Raw genomic sequence first — 17,254 nt, 5'->3', positions numbered from 1 at the left:
AATCAGTGGTTATCTGGGAAGGTTGCGCGGGGTAGGCTGCGCAACACTGCGCGTACGGGGCTCGCATCGAGACCCGTCAGACGCAGCGGCAGCGCGATCAGCTCATAGTCCCCGGCGGGTACCTCGTCGAGCACGATGCCTTCGAGAATGGCCAGGCCATGCGCATGCACGGCACGATGCGCATCCATGGTCTTGGATTCCTGCGGGTCCAGCGAGGGGGTATCGATGCCGATCAGCCGCACACCATGCGCGGCGAGCAGCGCGATGGTCTCCGTCGCCACCGCGCAGAACCCGCTGTCCCATGCCTCGATGGGCGCGCGTGCGTACGTGCGCAGCAGCACGCGCGGTGGCGTGCCGTCGAGCGCGTGGGCAATCTGCTCGGGCGACACCACTGGCGTGGCACCGAGGCAATGGATCACGCGGCAAGGGCCGAGGTACGCGTCAAGCGACACCTCGCCGATCGCGGCACCGTCCGCGGCGTAGTGCAGCGGGGCGTCGGTGTGCGCGCCGGTGTGGGGAGACATCGTGATGCGGCCCACATTCACGGGGCAATGGGCGTCCATCTGCCAGGACGGCGCGTGCTGAAACGGCGTGTCGCCGGGCCAGACGGGCGTGGCGGACGATACCGGGGGCGTGATGTCCCAGAGGGTGCGGGGCGCGGTAGGCATGGCTGACCCTTTTCGATGCATTTGTATGGCCAATGCCCGCATGTTAGTCAAAACATCGCGAAAAAGGCTTGCCATTTCGCCGCTATAATCGGGTGAATTTCGCAGAATCTTGCGTAAATGACCCTTGTAACGGTGGATTCTTCAATATGACTCTCGACCCCATCGATCTACGCATCCTGACCTGCCTGCAGGAGAACGGCCGCATCAGCAATCAGGATCTGGCGGACCGCGTCGCGCTGTCGCCGTCGGCGTGCCTGCGCCGTGTGCGATTACTGGAAGAGAGCGGGGTGATCGGCGGCTACCGCGCGTGGTTCGACGCGGAGCAGCTTGGGCTGGAGATCGAGGCGATCGTGCAGGTGTCGATGCGGCACGACGTGGAAGGGTGGCACGAGACGTTCAACGAAGCGGTGCAGGCATGGCCCGAGGTGCTGTCGGCCTATGTGATCACCGGGGACAGCAGCTACATCCTGCGCGTGCAGGCGCGCAATCTGAAGCATTACTCGGATTTCATCGTCAATCGGCTCTATCGCACGCGGGGCGTGATGGATATCCGCTCGAATATCGTGCTGCAGCGGATCAAGACCGAGGGCTCGCCGCTGGCCATCCTCAAGGCCTCAACCTGAGGGGCGGCCTGAAATTCAGCGGTCGAGCGACGTCAGCGTCGAGAACTCGCCGCGGTGGAACACCAGCGGTTGGCCGCCGGCATCGAGGATGCCGCAGCGTTCCACTTCGCCGACGAAGATCACGTGATCGCCTTCGTCGTAGCGGCTGCGATTGTGGCATTCGAACCAGGCCAGCGCGTTGGCGAGAATCGGCAGGCCGTTCTCGGACAGCCGATAGTCGACGCCGGCAAAGCGATCGCCTTTGAGCGTCGCGAAGCGCTGGCACAGGTCCAGCTGCGAGGCCGCGAGTACGTTGATGATGTAGTGGGAGCCCGCGCGGAACATCGGCAGGCTGCTGGCGCGCATGGCCAGGCTCCACAGCACCAGGGGCGGGTCGAGCGAGACCGAGTTGAACGAGCTGGCGGTAATGCCAACAAAAGGCGCGCCGCCGTTGTGGGTATGGCCGGCCGCGCGCGTCGTCATGACGGTCACGCCGGTGGCGAACTGGGACAGCGCTCGGCGGAAATGCTGAGCATCAAAGTCCGGCGAGGCCGCGCGGCGGCGTTCGGCAGGGCCTTCGAGGCGGCTTCCGGTTTCAGGCATGCCCATGTCTTGGGCTCCACACAATTCCATGACGGTTCCACAGTGTAATCGCGCTCGCGGATGCGCGTGCGCAACCACAACCTAATGTCCCGATGGCTGCGACTCAGTGGGTTTTCGCACCCATTGGGTTCACCCACGGTGCTGCAAAACGCGCGCCAGCCGGGACTTCCGCGATTGTAACGGAGCGGCGGGGACCGGTCGCGCCGGTCGCAGACAACGGGCGCTCGTCATATTTGCAAGCGCGCCGCCATTTGCTTGGATATCCTACAGATTCGGGACGACGTCATGACAGCGAGCACAGGAAAGGGAGCCACAGACATGGAACATCAACAGTTCGAGGTCGCCACGCTCGGTGGTGGATGCTTCTGGTGCCTGGAAGCGGTCTACCAGCAGGTGGACGGGGTCCGCGCCGTGGAGTCGGGCTATACCGGTGGCCATGTCAGTCATCCCTCGTACCGGCAGATCTGCGAGGGCGATACTGGACACGCGGAAGTCGTGCGCGTGACGTTTGACCCGTCGGTCATCACGTATCGCGAGATTATCGAGATCTTCTTCGCGATTCACGATCCGACCACCCTGAACCGCCAGGGCAACGATGTGGGCCCGCAGTACCGCTCGGTGATCTTCACCCATTCGGAGGCGCAACGCGCGACCGCCGAGTACGTGATGCGCGAAGTCGCGGCGAACAAGATCTATGACGATCCGATCGTTACGCAGATCGAGCCGGAGCAACCGTACTGGCGCGCCGAGGACAGCCACCAGAATTACTATCAGGACCATCCGGGTCAGGGCTACTGCGCGTTCGTGATCACCCCCAAGGTGGCCAAGTTCCGCAAGCAGTTCGCGCACCGCCTGCGGCAGTGAGCCCACACCTCTTCCACGTCAGAGCCGGTCGGCAATCGCCTGCGCGAGTTTCAGGCAGGTCAGCGGTGCCGACCCTTCGGCCTTGTTGCTGACGATCACATAGGCGGGCTGGCCCGCGGCGAGCGTGCGCACGACGAGGTCCGCAATGGCCTCGCGCGTGGGCACGTCTTCGTCGACGAGTTTGTCGAACGGCGCGTAGGCGGCTTCGGCGATCTCGTACGAGCGGCCCTGATACAGCATCCATCGCAATACCAGCGGGCCCGGCGCATCGGCGTCCATCAGGGCCTGCGCACCGGCCTGACGTGCTACCGGCGGCAGGCGATCGCGCGCGGACAGGCAGAAGCGCACGCCGTGCGCGCGCAGCAGCTTGATATAGCGTGGTGTCAGCAGCGAGGGATCGCGCATCTCCACCGCGTAGCATGCGAACGGCGTGAGCGACGGGTCGAGAGGCGGCAGCGCCTGCAGAAACGCGCCAAGCCGCGTGAGGAACGCCTCGGCATCGTTGGCCATCGCGCCCAGCGGCGACAACTGGAACAGCAGCGGACCACAGCGCCGGCCCAGGCCGCCGGTCGCCGGCACGATAAAGTCGCGCACCGCGATGTCGGGGTCGAGAAATGCTGCGTTGGGCAAGCGGCCCGCGCCGTCGGCGCCGCGCAGCCACCCGTCGCACACACTGGCCGGGGCCTTGATCAGAAAACGAAAATCCTCGGGGACCTGCGACGCGTATCCAAGATAGTCGGCGAGCGGGATCGGCCCGTAGAAGCCGCGGTCGATACCGGCCGCGCGCAGCAGCGGATGCCGTCCGTAAGCGGTCAGGCCCTTGCGCGAGAGCAGGCTCTCGCTGTACTGGCCGTCGTAGACGAGGCCATGCCAGCCCGGGTAGGACCATGACGAGGTGCCGAGGTAAAGCTGCGGCGGCAGCCGCGCGGCCAGCGCGCTCAGTTCGGCCGAGACCTGCGCGGGCGTGATGGTCTTGCCGCGTGCGGCTTTGGCTGTCGAGGAACCCGCGGACGCGGCCTCGTCGGTACTGGCCGCGTCGTCGTCGATGGGCTGGCCAAACAGGTCGAAATTCATGGTCAAGCTTCCCTCACCCCCGACCCCTCTCCCAACGGAAGCGGGGAGCGGGGAGCGGGCCGACAGGGGATCGAACCCCTATCGGCCCAGCGTGGTGTCATAGATAAAGCGCCGCGACGTGGGCAGCGTGTCGGCCTGGCGGCCCGCCTTGTGGCAGATCACCTGATAGATCGACATCTGGTCCGTCGTGAACGCGTGCGCGCAGCCGGCGAGGTACACACGCCAGATGCGAAACCTGGTTTCGCCGACCATCTCGCGGATGGCATCGCCATGAGCCTCGAAATTCTCGGCCCAGTGGCGCAGCGTCTGCGCATAGTGCCGGCGCAGCAGTTCCACGTCAAACGCCTCGAGGCCGCCCTGCTGCAGCGTACGAAGCACGAGTCCGATATGCGGCAGCTCGCCCTGCGGAAATACGTAGCGGTCCATAAAGCCCGCGCCGTCCATCGGCACCTCGCCGCTGTCCGGATCGGTCGCGGTAATGCCGTGGTTCAGCGCCACGCCGTCATCGGCAAGCAGCTCGCGCATGCGGCCGAAGTAGCCAGGCAGGTTGTCCTTGCCGACATGCTCGAACATGCCGACGCTGGTGATGCGATCGAATTGTCCCTGCACATCGCGATAGTCCTGCAGACGGATCTCGATACGGTCCTCGACGCCAGCCTCCTTCACCCGCGCGGTAGCAAGGTCGAACTGGTTTTGCGACAGCGTAATACCCACGCAATGCGCGCCGAATTTCTGCGCGGCGCGGATAACCAGCGCGCCCCAGCCACAGCCGATATCGAGCAGCGTCTGTCCCGGCTGCAGGCGCACCTTGGTCAGGATGTGGTCGATCTTCTTGAGCTGCGCGGTGGCGAGGTCTTCATCGCCGTGCTCGAAGTACGCGCAGGAATAGACCATGCGCGGATCGAGCCAGAGCCGATAGAAATCATTGGAGACATCGTAGTGGTACGCGATGGCGGCCTTGTCTTCCTGCTTCGAATGCGTGAAGTGTTGCGCCACCTTGGCGAGCATGCCGCCCGCGGCTTTTTTTGCCGCGGCCGAGAAGCCATAGCCCACGTTGATGATGTCGGAGAGCTTGCCGTCGAGATCGATCTTCTGCTGTACGTAGGCCTCGCCGAGATTATCGAGACTCGGCACCAGCAGCAGTGGCAGTGCCGCGGCATCGCGCACGGTCAACGTGACATCAGGGGTTTCGAACCTGCCGAGCGCAAACTCGCTGCCATTCCATAATCGCAACCGTACGGGCAGATTGGCGTGCTCGCGTACGTCGGCGATCCAGCGTTCGAGTTGAGTTTCCAGGGCTTGTTTGAACAGCATGCGGCTCTCCCTTGATGGCAACCTAGATGGCGACAACCGAGAGACTCTACTGCCGAACGAAATTCCTTGCGTCAGGGCGCGTTAACCTGTCTGCCCGAGCAAACAACTGCCGGGTCAGGGCGACAGTCGCACGATGTTCCAGCTGCCATCGTCCTGTCGGCGGAAGCCGATGCGGTCGTGCAGGCGTGAGGCGCGACCCTGCCAGAACTCGATCCAGTGCGGCACCAGTCGATAACCACCCCAGTGCGGCGGACGCGGCGGATCGTCGCCGAAGCGCGCGCGAAAATCCGCTTCGCGTGCTTCGAGGACTTCGCGGCCGGCCACCTCGCGGCTTTGCTCGGAGGCCCATGCACCGAGGCGCGAGCCGAGCGGGCGCGAGAGAAAGTACGCGTCGCTCTCGGCGTCATCAACCTTGTGCACTTCGCCTTCGATGCGCACCTGACGTTCGAGCTGGACCCAGTGGAACAACAGCGCCGCGCGCGGGTTGTGAAGCAGATCCCCGCCCTTGCGGCTTTCATAATTCGTGAAGAACGTGAAGCCGCTCGCGTCGACGCCCTTGAGCAGCACGATGCGCGCCGAGGGCTGGCCCTCCGCATTGACCGTGGCAAGCGTCATCGCATTCGGATCGGGCATTTTCGCGACCACGGCTTCGTCGAACCATCGCTGGAACTGCGCGATCGGATCGTCGGCCACGTCGGTTTCGGAAAGCGCGCCGAGCACGAATTGGCGGCGCAGATCTGCAAGTTGGGTCATTGTCGCTTCAAACCAAAACATCAAGAAGGATGCTTCGAGTATAGCGAATGCGCCGCATGGCGCGATCTGCGTTGCATCAAATCGCGCGCTATCTCAGCAGGTACTCAGCAGGTACTCAGCAGGTACTCAGGCGGGCGGCAATGCCTTGCTGCGGGTTTGCGAGCGTGAGTAGTAACCGGCCACGCCCATCGCGCCCGCCATCGACAGGAAAATCGGCAGCATGCCGAGCGCGGTACCCACCACGCCGAACGTGAGCGGCCACAACACCTGACTGGTGTTCAGCACGGCAGAACGCAGGCCCAGTGCCTCGCCCGCGCGGCCCGAAGGGGACGCGATATGAAGGATGTTCATCACGTTGGGCTGCGCGCTGCCGAGTGCGAGGCCCAGCACGAACGCGAGCGCGCACATCAGCCAGAACTGCGAGACGAATGGATAGATCAGATACGCGAGCGCACCGACAGTCAGCGCAATCCGAATGATCTTCCATTCCGAAAAGCGGCGCGAGATCAGTGGCATGGCGATGCGAATCGCCAGCGTGGCGATCGAGAACGAACCGAGCACCCAGCCGATCGAAGAGGGCGTCAGGCCGATATTCGAGCCGCGGATTGGAATCAGGAACGCATGCAGGTCCCATGCGGCCGAGAGCACCGCACTGGCGATGAACACCGCGCGCAACTCGGGATACTGCAGCAGGCTCAGCGTGGACTGACGCGAGCCGTCCTCGATGGCAATGCGGCCCGCGTTGCCGCCGGTGGCGGGCAGGCGCGGACGAATGTACTGCAGGCCGACCTGGCCCACGATGGCCACCGCCACCAGCACGATGAATGCGCTGCGAAAGCCCGCGTGCTCGATCACATAGCCCATTGTCACGGGGCCGAGCGTGCCCGAGACCGACAAGCCGAGCGCGTGCAGCGAATAGTTGCGCAGACGCGTCTCGTTGGTCGAGACCTGGCCGATCAGCAACTGCATGGCCACCTGCACCAGCATGAAGCCGACGCCGATCAGCGCGCACGCGGCGTACAGGGAGCTGATGTCATGCCAGACGGCGGGCATCAGCGTGCCGCCGACGACCATCAGCGAGCCGGCCGTCATGGGAATACGTGGGCCGATCTCGTCGATACGCCGTCCCGCCGGAATCGCGAGGAACATCGGCAGCAGGGCGTAGAGCGCCATCAGCACGCCGAGCGTGATGGTGGAGGCCTTGAGGGAGATGGCGAACAGTGAGACGACAACGCGACTGGCGTTGAAGGCGACGTGATTGCACACCGTGAGAGCGATCAGCCAGCTGATCGGCGGCACCGTGGCAGGGGGCAGCGTCATGTGGGGGCAGCAGAGGTGAAAAAACGAGTGCGGCCGCAGCCGCACCGGACAAAAAAACTGATGCGCGCCATCTGTTAGTAACTTCCTTGTAAATGGCCGCTTAAGTATGCGCCGCGATGTCGTCCATGCACAACAACGGGGAACGCAGAGTGCAAAAACGCAACGGTTTTTGTCTGCACAAAAACCGCGGCGTCGTGAAAAGGCAACGGTGGCCGACGCTTAACTGCCCTCGTGCATCGAGTCCGCCGCGCGATTGGCGGGCGCCGCTTTCGGTGACGTGTTGGGTGAAGTACTCGGCGTGGCGGCTGGCGCCGGCTTGTCCGCCGGGGCGTCTGCCGCGGGCGCGTCGGCCTTCGGATCCCTGTAGGTCTTGCCGGGCGGCGGCGCGGTCGGGCGCTTTTTGAGCTCCGTCAGCAGCCGGCCGCACTGGCTTTCATCGCCGGGCGACAGGTCCATCAGCGGCAGGATCGCCGCCGGCGGCGCGACCAGTGCAAGGGCGACCGCACCCCCTGCACGCAGCGCAAGGACACCGATATTCGGGCTGACCGACGGTTTCTTGAATGTGCCGCCAATGTAAAGCGGCGAGCGCAGCGAGATGATGCGCACGCCCTTCGAATCCGGATGAATGGTCAGTGCCAGCTTTTCATTGGCCAGATCGACCGTACCGTCGGTGTTGATGACCGCGTCCTGCGTGTCGAGCACGAACGTGCGCGCGCGCGCCACCCCATTGGTGAAGCCGAAGTCGGCCACACCGCAGTTGATCTGCACGGGCTTGTCGCCGAACAGCTTGGAGATGACCACGCTGCCGACGTTCAGGCCCATCGCCTCCAGAATAAACTTGCTGACGGTACCGTTCTCGACCAGCAACCTCGCCTCACCGTTGGACGTGCCCATCAGCGCGGCCACGGAATTCCCGGTGGCGGACAGCTTGGCGCTGCCATTGATCTCGCCAATGCTCGCGCGCATCGATTCCACCTTGGGGAACATCTGCTTGATCTTGAGGCGGCGCGCGCTCATGTCGATCATCGCGGCCATCGGCTCGCGCTTGCCGTCGAGGCGAATCGTCGAGATCAGATTGCCACCCGCCACGCCGAAATTCAGGGGGTCGAGCAGTAGCACGCCATCGGTGAGCTTCAGATGCGTGGTCAGGTTCGTGATCGGCAGATCCTCGGTACGCACGATGCGCCGACCCGTGAATTTCACATCGGCATCGATTTCGTCCCAGCGTTCGGTGCGGAACGGCGCGACTGGCAGCGCCTTGTCAGCCGGCTGCTTGACGGTGCTTTCGGCGGCGGCCTGTCCCGGTTTGGCGTCAGCCCCGATCAGCGGCGCGAGATCCGAGAACAACAGCTGCTTCGATTCGAGCTCGCCGGACAGTAGTGGCCGCGGTGAACGCTGAGCGAAGGTAAGCGTGCCGCCGAGATCGCTACCGCCCACCTTGCCGGTGAAGTTGCGATAGGTGTAGCTGGATGCGTCCTTCTTCAGCGTCGCCACCAGCCGGCCGCGCGTTTCATACGGCGGCGTGGAGGGCAGCACGATGCCGGTGAGCGCATACAGCTTGGCCATGTTGTCGCCGGACAGCGCGAGGTGGACGTCGAGCGCGCCCAGATGCGCGGGGTTGGTCAGCGTGCCTTCGATCACCGCGCGCGTACCGCCCACGCGCACATCGGCCTGCACCGGGAACGGTGTATCGGTATCGCGCAGGCTCAGCACCGTGCCGGCCTTGCCGTTGGCGTTGATGGTGGCCTGGTTGTAGTGGCCCACCGCCTTCCAGCGCAGCCCGTAGCGGCGTTCGTCGTTCGGATTGCCTTGCACGGCCGACGCTTCGGACGCGGCGTTGACCAGTGCGCCGTCACGCGCCTTGTTGTACAGCGCGTTGTCGCCGATGGTGCCGATCTCGGCCTGCATGTCGATCTTCGAGGCGGCGTCGGTCAGCGCGATATTGCCCTGCGCCAGCACGATTTCGCCAACGTCGAGGTGCCACTTCGAATTGCCGGTCTTGGGGCCGGTATCGAAGGTCCAGTTATTGCGCTTGTCCGCCAGCCGTTCGAGCCAGACCGCGGGGCTGTCGATCACGATACTCGGCACGTTGATCTCGTGCGCGAGCAGCGGCAGGGGCCGCAGCACGAAGATGAGCTCGCGCACGGTAGCCATCTCGGGCGCCTTGGCCCAGTCCGTATTGCCGACGGTAATATCGCGCGCCGACAGCCGTGGCCACGGCACCAGCGTGCGCCAGCCGGTCTCGCCTTGCGCACGCTTCCATGTCACGACGAGGTCGCCATTGATCGCGAACGGACGACCGATCGCCTGCGAAACCTTGTCGTTGAGCCAGGGTTTGAGGCGGTTCCAGTCGAACAGGAGGATCACGATCACAACGATCGCAATCAACGCGAGCGGCGTGAACACGCTCCAGAGTGCAACCTTTTGGCGACGGGAAACGGGCATGAAATGGGCCTTGTATTCGGGGGCGGGGCGCCAATGTGCTGAAGCGGCGCATCAACCACTCAGGATCATTGTAGGAATGGAGCCGCGCGCGCGTTGTCGGTCATCCGCTGACATTGCGGTCGCCGGTGCGCCGATTTTCGGGCGATGTCATAAAATGCCGGCCTGAAGCGTTTCCGACTGCGCCTCCCGAATGCGCGCCGGACGTGCCCCCGAAGTAGCCTCCGAAGTAGCCCCATTTCACGCAAGCATGACCATCGCCCCCCCACCATCCCTGGCCGACGCCTCCGAGCTGCCAGCACCCCTCGTCCACGAGTCGCCCGAGGACGACGATTACCATCGTCGCTTTGGCGGGGTCGCGCGCCTGTATGGCGCGGAGGGACTGGCACGGCTCGAAGCCGCCAGGGTGTGCGTGATCGGCGTCGGTGGCGTGGGCAGCTGGGCCGCGGAGGCACTCGCGCGTAACGCGGTGGGCCATATCACGTTGATCGATCTCGACCATATCGCGCCCTCGAATACCAACCGCCAGATCCACGCGCTTGGCGATGCGTACGGCCGCGCGAAGGTGGAAGCGATGGCCGAGCGGATCGTCGCCATCAATCCGCGCTGCCGCGTGACCACGATCGACGATTTCGTCACGCCCGAGAACGTGGCCGAGCTGCTGGGCGGTTTCGACTACGTGATCGATGCGATCGACTCGGGGCGTGTGAAGATCGCGATCATCGCGTGGGCGCGTCGCGAAGGGCGCGCGCTGATTACCTGCGGCAGCGCGGGCGGTCAGCTCGATCCCACGCGCGTGCGCATCGAGGATCTGTCGCGCACGGTGCAGGACCCGCTGCTCGCCAAGGTGCGGCAGGCCTTGCGCCAGAAGTGGGGCTTCCCGCGCAATCCGAAGCGCAAGTTCGACATCCAGGCCGTGTATTCCGACGAACCATTGAAGTATCCCGAGCCGGAACAGCAGTCGTGCGAACTCGACGAAGCACCGCCGGCGCAGCCAAGCGGCCCGCAGGGGCTCGCATGCGCGGGCTTTGGCTCGTCGGTGGCGGTGACGGCGGTGTTCGGTTTCGTCGCGGCGTCGGCCGTGATCGGGGCCTTGGCCGCGGGCTGATCTTTTACGACGACTGTCAGGTCAACCTTCAGGCTGCCAGCGTTCTCAGCAAACCGTCAATCTGCGCGTCGTCCGGCGCGCGGTTATCGAAGAAGATCAACTCGGGATAATCGGCCGCATCCGGCTGGAACCGACGCGTGCGATACGCGTCCCAGTGCGCGAGCTTGTACGCATCGTTGGGATTACCACGCTGGATGATGCGCGCGTGCGCCTCGTCCTCGGGCAGGTGCACCCACAGGATGCTGACCGTGGTGCCAGCGGGCACATGCAGCCATTGAGGATCGTTGAGCTGGTGCGCGCGGATCTCGCGCGAGAGCGGGCCGATCACGATCACGCTGATGCCCAGCGCAAGATTCTCGCGTGCGGTGTCGAGTAGCCCTTCGTATTCCGGATCGCGCAGATTGTCGAGATACGCTGGACTGTCGCGATCGTTCGGATCGCCGGTGATCGCGCGCATCGCGGCCGCGCTATAGCGACCGTAAAGCGTGTCCTTGTCGAGCAGGCAGAACGGTTCGCCCGTCGCCGCCATCAGCGGGCCGATCAGGCGATGCGCGAGCGTGGTCTTGCCGGTGCCGGCATGACCGCAGAAGAAGATCAGTCTGGGCATGCGACGAAGCATAACGCGGTATGCTTGCGTCTTGCATTTCAAGTGCCAGCCATGACTGCAACCGACGCCCTGCCTACCGATTCGATCGATTCGCCTTACGAGGGTCTCTCATCCGAGGGGCTGCCGGCGGACCTCCATCTCGACGAACCCGTCACCGACGCCACGCATGCCGAATTCGTGCAATTGCTGGCGGCGGCTGTGCAGGCGGACGATGCGGGATTTCTGCCCGCGTTCGACGCGTGGATCGATCACAGCCGCTATCACTTCCAGCAGGAAGAGCAGTGGATGGAGGCGATGGCGTTCGGTCCGCGTGGGTGCCACGCGGGCGAGCATCAGCAGGTGCTCGCGATTGCCGACGCGATTCGCCAGGCCGTGGCCGATGACGGTCGCCTCGACCTCGGCCGCCGTCTGGTGGGCGAGCTGTCTGGCTGGTTCGATCATCACGTCAAGTCGATGGACGCGATGATGGTCGGCCATATGAAGGCCAACGGCTTCTCGCTGGTCGAAGGGCCGCCGGCCTGACGCGGCCGACGTCCCTGTTTCGCTCAATTGAGTCGATCAGTTGAGCGCGGTGCTTAGCTGACGACGCCAGCGCGACACGATATCCGGCTGATCGGTAAGCATCTCGAACACCGATAGCATGGTCTTGCGGCCTGCGTCATCGCCGAACGCGCGATCCCGCTTCACAACCTCCAGCAACTGCGCGAGCGCGGACTCGTACTCGCGCCGCGCGATCAGCACCTGCGCCAGATCCAGCCGCGCGGCCAGGTCGGTGGGCTGCGCTTCCACGCGCGCGATCAGCGTGCTGGCATCGGGCAGGTCCGACACATTCTGCATCGCATCGATACGCGTGCGTAAGGCCGCAAACGCATCGAGCTGCGCCGCCTGCGGCGAGAGCCGCGTGAACTCGGTTTCGGCATCGGCGATCGCGTTGCCATCGAGCAGGAACGAGATATAGGCGAGGCGAACGTCGTCGGCACCGGGGTCGTACGCGAGCGCGGCCTGGAACGCGTCCTGCGCGCCATCGCGATCGCCGGCTTCCAGCAGATGCCGTGCCTCCACCAGCGCGAGGTCGGCGGGGTTCGGCGACAGACGTTCCAGAAACTCACGCAGGCCAGACTCGGGCAGCACGCCCGTGAACTGATCCACCGCTTCGCCATCGACGAACGCGACCACATGCGGAATGCTGCGAATGCCGAAATGCGCGGCCAGCTGCTGGTTCTCGTCCACATTCACCTTGGCGAGCCGCCACGTGCCGGCGGCTTCGGCCTCGAGTTTCTCGAGCATGGGTCCGAGCGTGCGGCAGGGCCCGCACCATGGCGCCCAGAAATCGACCAGCACCGGCACCTGCCGCGATAACTCGATGACTTCGGCTTCGAAGTTCTGCAGGGTGACGTCGCTCATCGTTTTTGCCCTTGTTGGTTGCGTTGCGTTTATTTCCCTATTGTGGGGGTGGATGGCCGAAAAACAACCTCCACGTCACGGGGTACGTGCGGGTCTACGTACGGGTCTACGTACGGGTCTACGTACGGGTCTACGTAATTACCACTGTTGAAAATAGCACGATCGTTCAGTTATATTCACCCGATACGCTGACAGAACAGGCCGCCATGGGCCAACAGGAGACACTCGTGACCACCGCTGTTCCCTTCGTTGTCCCGTCCGATCGCCCGCATTTCCGCTTCTGGCCGCGCCGCCTGTCTCCACAGGTGGTGCTGCCGGAAACCTCGCTCTGGTACAACCTCGAGGTTTCCGCGCGCCGGTACCCCGACAAGGCCGCCATCCGCTATTTCGGTGGCGCGCTGACGTTCCGCGAGATGGAGGCGCGGGCCACTGCGCTGGCCGGCTGGCTGCAACAGCGCGCGGGCGTGAAGAAGGGCGATCGCGTGCTGCTCTACATGCAGAACTGCCCGCAGTTCCTGCTCTCCTATTACGCGATCCTGCGTGCCGATGCGGTGGTGGTGCCGGTCAATCCGATGAACCGGACCGAGGAGTTCCGCCACTACATTACCGACGCGCAGGCGAGCGTGGCGATCTGCAGTGCGGATCTGGCAGGCATGGTCGCGGAAGCCAACGAGAGCGTGCCTGCGGAGGCGCGCCTCGCGCAGGTACTCGTTACCGCGTATGCGGACGCGTTGCCGCCCACGCATACCCATCCCGAGGACGCGCCGCCGGCCTGGCTGACCGCCGCGCACGCACTGCCCGCGGGCTACACACGCTGGACCGACGCGATGGCCGCGCAACTGACGCCCGGGCCGCACACCGCGGGGCCCGACGACATGGCAGTGATGCCATACACATCGGGCACCACGGGCTTTCCGAAGGGCTGCATCCACACGCATCGCACGGTCATGCATAACGTGATCGGCGGCGCCACGTGGTCGGGAAATGGCGGCGAGTCGGTGCAACTGTCGGTACTGCCGCTGTTCCACGTGACCGGCATGCAGTACGGCATGAACGTGCCGATCTACACCGGCGCCACCGTGGTCATGCTGCCGCGCTGGGATCGCGAGGTGGCGGGGCGTCTGATCTCGCGTTACCAGGTCACGCACTGGACCAATATCCCGACCATGGTGATCGACTTCCTCGGTAGTCCGAACCTGCCGGAGTTCGACCTGCGCAGCCTGCGCTATATCGGCGGCGGCGGCGCGGCCATGCCGCAGGCGGTGGCGGAGCGGCTGCGCGAACAGTTCGGGCTGTCCTACATCGAGGGCTATGGCCTGTCGGAGACGATCGCGCCAACTCATAGCAATCCGCTCGAACGTCCGAAGCAGCAGTGCCTGGGCATTCCGACGTTCAATACCGACGCGCGCATCATCGACCCGGTGACGCTCGCGGAACTGCCGGTGGGCGAGGTCGGCGAGATCATCGTGCGCGGCCCGCAGGTATTCAAGGGCTACTGGGGCAAGCCGGAGGCCACGCGCGAGGCGTTCATCACGTTCGAGGGCGAGACGTTCTTCCGCACCGGCGATCTGGGTCGTATGGACGAAGATGGCTACTTTTTCCTGACCGATCGACTCAAGCGCATGATCAATGCGTCGGGCTTCAAGGTGTGGCCGGCCGAGGTGGAGAATCTGCTGTACAAGCATCCGGCCGTGCAGGAGGCCTGCATCATCGGCACGCGCGATCCCTATCGCGGCGAAACCGTGAAGGCGGTAGTGGTCTTGCGGCCCGCTGCGCGCGGCACCACCACGGCGGAGGACATCATCGACTGGGCGCGCGACAATATGGCCGCGTACAAGTATCCGCGCGTGGTCGAGTTCGTCGACGCGCTACCGAAGTCCGGCACCGGCAAGGTGATGTGGCGGCAGTTGCAGGAAAGCGAGAACGCGAAGGCGTAATCCGGTTTAGTTAATGCGGCCTAGTGCCCGCGCGCGCGCATCAGCATCCTGACCATGGTCTTGTAGCCGCGGTCGCGTGCGTGGCGCGTGGGCGAGATGCCTTCGCGGTCGGGCAAGTTGGCATCGGCACCCGCGTCGAGCAGTAATTGCACGATCTCCTCGTAGCGCGAGCTGCCGTCGCCGAGGATCACGGCTTCCAGCAGCGCGGTCCAGCCGAGCTGGTTGACGTGATCCACCGCGATGCCCGATTTCAGCAGCATGCGTACCACCTCGGTGTTGCCATGCTGCGCGGCCGCGATCAACGCGGTGCCATCATAACGATCGGTGCTGTTGAGATCGGCGCCATGAGAGAGCGACAGGCGGACGATATCCACCTGTCCGGTCGCCGAAGCCACCAGGAACGCGCTGTTGACGTCGGCATCCTTGCGATTGACGTCGGCGCCCGCGAGGATCAACACGCGCGCCGCCTCGCCACGGCGGTTGTACAGCGCGCTCAGCAATGCGGTGCGGCCGCGCTCATCGACTGCCAGCGGCGAGGCTCCCGCGTACAGCAGCCGGTTGACGAGGTCGGTGTCGCCGAGGGATGCCGCGGTGATCAGATTGCGATCGAGCGCGCTGACGTTTTCCGGGCGCGGGGGAGGGGGTGGTGGTTCCTGCGAAGACAGCGAGCGTGGGCGCTGTGGCAGCGGAATCGGACCTGCCGCGACGATCGAACGGGCCAGCGATTGGCCCCCCTGACCCGCGAGCAGCGCACCGCCCATCAATATCCCCATGAGCCCTAGCATCTCGACAATGGCCTGACGTCGGGGGCGAGAGTGGGGGCGCGTCATGGCGGATGTAATTCAGACGGTCTCGTGTGGGGCCATGGTCGACGCCACGGCGGTGTCGGCATCGACCGCTGCGCAGGGAGTCGGCTGGCTGCCGACGCTGCCGGCATGGCCTTCGCGGGCATCGCGTTCCTGCAACTGGTGCCACAGGCGCGCGAGATAGGGGTCGCCCACGCCGTGGGTAGCCAGGCCGAGCAGCGTCTGCTGCAGATAGTCGCGCGCGGGCCCATAGACGCCGCACGCGTGACGGAGGCAGGAAACCACATCGGCATCGGGCAGACGGCCGGCATAGCCGTTGTGTCCGCGATTCATGACGAACGCGAGCGCCCGTCGCGGGGTTGGATTCGCACCGTCACCGTCACCGAATTTCAGGCGTAGCCAGCGCGGATGATAGGCGCCCGTCATCATTTCGCGTCGCCAAAGCACGCGGAATTCCTGCTCGATCACATTTTTCGGGATGCGAAACGCCATGCCGGTGCAACTGCCGCCCCGGTCGAGGCCAAGCACGAGGCCGGGATGGTCCCAGGTGCCGCGATTGATACGGGAGTACAAGTAGAAGCCGCGGTGGTAGCCGTGCACGGAGGCCACGCGGCAGTCGGTGTGGACCACCATCGGATTCCAGATCAGCGAGCCGTAGCCGAAGATCCAGACGTCGCCACTGTCGCCATCGGGCCCGTCCGCATCGGCGCGTTCGGCCAGCGCACAGCGCAGGGAACGCTCCATCGCATCTTCGGTCAGCAGTGAGGACGCGACCGGTGTGCTGCACAGCGATGCGCGCAGCCGATCCGATTCGAGGTCCTGTCTGGTGATGGCCATGCGTGCAAGCATAATCCAAAGCCGGCCATGGCGTGTCCGGGTTACCACGGTCTTCCCACATTTCCACAGGCCGTGGTGTCTGCGCCACGCTGGGGCACACCGACTGGCGCATGGCTTGCTTCACGCCATGTTCGTACAATGAAGCGATGATCGGATCCGATCGGGTCCACAACAGGAGAGGCCGTCATGGCACGTACGCTTACCGTGGTGTTCGGTAACGGCAAGGAATTCGAGTTCACGCTGGTCGAGGCCGATGTGGCCGGCATCGGTGAAGACGCCGCCTGGCGCTGGTTCGACCGCGAATACGCGGAACTCGATTGCCAGGCATCGAGCCCGGTGGGCAAGGTGCTGGTGATCGACAAGATCCTGAATGTCGCGCGCTTCTCGGGCGAACGTCGCTTTGCCGGCGATGCGGCGTGGGCTCAGGAATACGCGCGTCATGCGGGCCGCCTGCTCGACCGCGACAAGGTGCGCGTGGACGTGGGCAACGCGTCGATCGGCTTCTGAAAGAAAAAAACCCCGCGAAGCGGGGTTTTTTCGGGAGCGCGAGCGATCAGACCGCGAGCAGTTCCACTTCGAACAGCAGCGTCGCGTTCGGCGGAATCACGCCGCCGGCGCCGCGCGCGCCGTAGCCGAGGTCGGCCGGGATGACCAGGCGGCGCGTGCCGCCGACCTTCATGCCCTGGACGCCTTCGTCCCAGCCACGGATGACGTGGCCGGCGCCGAGCGGGAACACGAACGGGTCGTTGCGATCCTTGCTCGAGTCGAACTTGCGGCCGGCCTGACCGTTTTCATACAGCCAGCCCGTGTAATGCACGGTAACGTGCTTGCCGGCAGCGGCTTCCGTGCCGTTACCGACGACGGTGTCTTCATACTGCAGGCCAGAGGAAGTGGTTTGCATCGCGTGTTTCCTTG

Annotated in this window: 18 protein-coding genes; 6 read left to right on the top strand and 12 right to left on the bottom strand. The window is 64.7% G+C overall.

Annotation, left to right across the window (positions count from 1 at the left end; translation table 11 throughout):
* Nucleotides 1-2: 2 nt before the first annotated feature.
* Nucleotides 3-668, bottom strand: coding sequence for an arylformamidase (gene kynB, locus LDO41_RS08390; RefSeq protein WP_223984730.1), 666 nt, complete (start codon nucleotides 666-668; stop codon nucleotides 3-5).
* Nucleotides 669-814: 146 nt separating this feature from the next.
* On the opposite strand from kynB, the gene LDO41_RS08385 reads away from it, so the two are divergent.
* A complete protein-coding gene (locus tag LDO41_RS08385) occupies nucleotides 815-1,291 on the top strand; it encodes an Lrp/AsnC family transcriptional regulator (protein WP_223984718.1) in 477 nt (158 codons plus the stop codon).
* Nucleotides 1,292-1,306: 15 nt separating this feature from the next.
* Here the strand turns inward: LDO41_RS08385 and LDO41_RS08380 are convergent, their stop codons facing one another.
* Nucleotides 1,307-1,879, bottom strand: a complete 573-nt coding sequence (locus LDO41_RS08380) for a flavin reductase family protein (RefSeq protein ID WP_223984716.1) — start codon at nucleotides 1,877-1,879, stop codon at nucleotides 1,307-1,309.
* Nucleotides 1,880-2,191: 312 nt separating this feature from the next.
* Between LDO41_RS08380 and msrA the strand changes: the two genes are divergently transcribed.
* Nucleotides 2,192-2,737, top strand: a complete 546-nt coding sequence (gene msrA, locus LDO41_RS08375; RefSeq protein WP_223984706.1) for a peptide-methionine (S)-S-oxide reductase MsrA — start codon at nucleotides 2,192-2,194, stop codon at nucleotides 2,735-2,737.
* 18 nt (nucleotides 2,738-2,755) lie between these two features.
* Here the strand turns inward: msrA and LDO41_RS08370 are convergent, their stop codons facing one another.
* From LDO41_RS08370 to LDO41_RS08350, 5 genes are all read right to left on the bottom strand, one after another.
* Nucleotides 2,756-3,811 (bottom strand): DUF72 domain-containing protein, encoded by a 1,056-nt coding sequence (locus LDO41_RS08370; RefSeq protein WP_223984694.1) that lies wholly within the window; start codon nucleotides 3,809-3,811, stop codon nucleotides 2,756-2,758.
* A 78-nt stretch (nucleotides 3,812-3,889) separates the two neighbouring features.
* Nucleotides 3,890-5,125: an SAM-dependent methyltransferase gene (locus tag LDO41_RS08365; RefSeq protein ID WP_223984692.1), complete on the bottom strand. Its 1,236-nt coding sequence runs from the start codon at nucleotides 5,123-5,125 to the stop codon at nucleotides 3,890-3,892.
* A 114-nt stretch (nucleotides 5,126-5,239) separates the two neighbouring features.
* The gene (gene pdxH, locus LDO41_RS08360) at nucleotides 5,240-5,878 is read right to left on the bottom strand and encodes a pyridoxamine 5'-phosphate oxidase (protein WP_223984690.1); all 639 of its coding nucleotides are present in this window, start codon (nucleotides 5,876-5,878) and stop codon (nucleotides 5,240-5,242) included.
* 126 nt (nucleotides 5,879-6,004) lie between these two features.
* The gene (locus tag LDO41_RS08355) at nucleotides 6,005-7,198 is read right to left on the bottom strand and encodes an MFS transporter (RefSeq protein WP_223984688.1); all 1,194 of its coding nucleotides are present in this window, start codon (nucleotides 7,196-7,198) and stop codon (nucleotides 6,005-6,007) included.
* 219 nt (nucleotides 7,199-7,417) lie between these two features.
* A complete protein-coding gene (locus LDO41_RS08350; protein WP_223984685.1) occupies nucleotides 7,418-9,643 on the bottom strand; it encodes an AsmA family protein in 2,226 nt (741 codons plus the stop codon).
* Nucleotides 9,644-9,890: 247 nt separating this feature from the next.
* Here LDO41_RS08350 and tcdA point away from each other — a divergent pair, with 247 nt between their 5' ends.
* Nucleotides 9,891-10,748 (top strand): tRNA cyclic N6-threonylcarbamoyladenosine(37) synthase TcdA, encoded by an 858-nt coding sequence (gene tcdA / locus LDO41_RS08345; RefSeq protein WP_223984682.1) that lies wholly within the window; start codon nucleotides 9,891-9,893, stop codon nucleotides 10,746-10,748.
* 28 nt (nucleotides 10,749-10,776) lie between these two features.
* On the opposite strand, the gene LDO41_RS08340 is transcribed toward tcdA, so the two are convergent.
* Nucleotides 10,777-11,355 (bottom strand): AAA family ATPase, encoded by a 579-nt coding sequence (locus tag LDO41_RS08340; RefSeq protein ID WP_223984680.1) that lies wholly within the window; start codon nucleotides 11,353-11,355, stop codon nucleotides 10,777-10,779.
* 51 nt (nucleotides 11,356-11,406) lie between these two features.
* On the opposite strand from LDO41_RS08340, the gene LDO41_RS08335 reads away from it, so the two are divergent.
* Nucleotides 11,407-11,877: a bacteriohemerythrin gene (locus tag LDO41_RS08335; protein ID WP_223984676.1), complete on the top strand. Its 471-nt coding sequence runs from the start codon at nucleotides 11,407-11,409 to the stop codon at nucleotides 11,875-11,877.
* Nucleotides 11,878-11,913: 36 nt separating this feature from the next.
* Here the strand turns inward: LDO41_RS08335 and trxA are convergent, their stop codons facing one another.
* Nucleotides 11,914-12,759: a thioredoxin gene (gene trxA / locus LDO41_RS08330; RefSeq protein ID WP_223984672.1), complete on the bottom strand. Its 846-nt coding sequence runs from the start codon at nucleotides 12,757-12,759 to the stop codon at nucleotides 11,914-11,916.
* A gap of 227 nt (nucleotides 12,760-12,986) precedes the next feature.
* Between trxA and LDO41_RS08325 the strand changes: the two genes are divergently transcribed.
* On the top strand, nucleotides 12,987-14,696 hold the full coding sequence (locus tag LDO41_RS08325) for a long-chain fatty acid--CoA ligase (RefSeq protein WP_223984669.1): 1,710 nt from the start codon (nucleotides 12,987-12,989) through the stop codon (nucleotides 14,694-14,696).
* 20 nt (nucleotides 14,697-14,716) lie between these two features.
* On the opposite strand, the gene LDO41_RS08320 is transcribed toward LDO41_RS08325, so the two are convergent.
* On the bottom strand, nucleotides 14,717-15,469 hold the full coding sequence (locus LDO41_RS08320) for an ankyrin repeat domain-containing protein (RefSeq protein WP_377744271.1): 753 nt from the start codon (nucleotides 15,467-15,469) through the stop codon (nucleotides 14,717-14,719).
* A gap of 69 nt (nucleotides 15,470-15,538) precedes the next feature.
* Nucleotides 15,539-16,339 (bottom strand): gamma-glutamylcyclotransferase, encoded by an 801-nt coding sequence (locus LDO41_RS08315; protein WP_223984658.1) that lies wholly within the window; start codon nucleotides 16,337-16,339, stop codon nucleotides 15,539-15,541.
* A 186-nt stretch (nucleotides 16,340-16,525) separates the two neighbouring features.
* Here LDO41_RS08315 and LDO41_RS08310 point away from each other — a divergent pair, with 186 nt between their 5' ends.
* Nucleotides 16,526-16,846 carry a hypothetical protein gene (locus tag LDO41_RS08310; protein ID WP_223984655.1) on the top strand — a complete coding sequence of 107 codons (321 nt, stop codon included), beginning with the start codon at nucleotides 16,526-16,528 and terminating at the stop codon, nucleotides 16,844-16,846.
* Between the two features lie 46 nt (nucleotides 16,847-16,892).
* Here LDO41_RS08310 and LDO41_RS08305 read toward each other — a convergent pair whose 3' ends face one another.
* On the bottom strand, nucleotides 16,893-17,240 hold the full coding sequence (locus tag LDO41_RS08305) for an FKBP-type peptidyl-prolyl cis-trans isomerase (RefSeq protein ID WP_223984647.1): 348 nt from the start codon (nucleotides 17,238-17,240) through the stop codon (nucleotides 16,893-16,895).
* Nucleotides 17,241-17,254: the final 14 nt, after the last annotated feature.

Source organism: Cupriavidus pampae (assembly GCF_914271485.1).
GTDB classification, from domain to species: domain Bacteria; phylum Pseudomonadota; class Gammaproteobacteria; order Burkholderiales; family Burkholderiaceae; genus Cupriavidus; species Cupriavidus pampae.
Note: the sequence above shows the minus strand (reverse complement) of the source record. Positions and strands in the feature narration are given on the sequence as shown.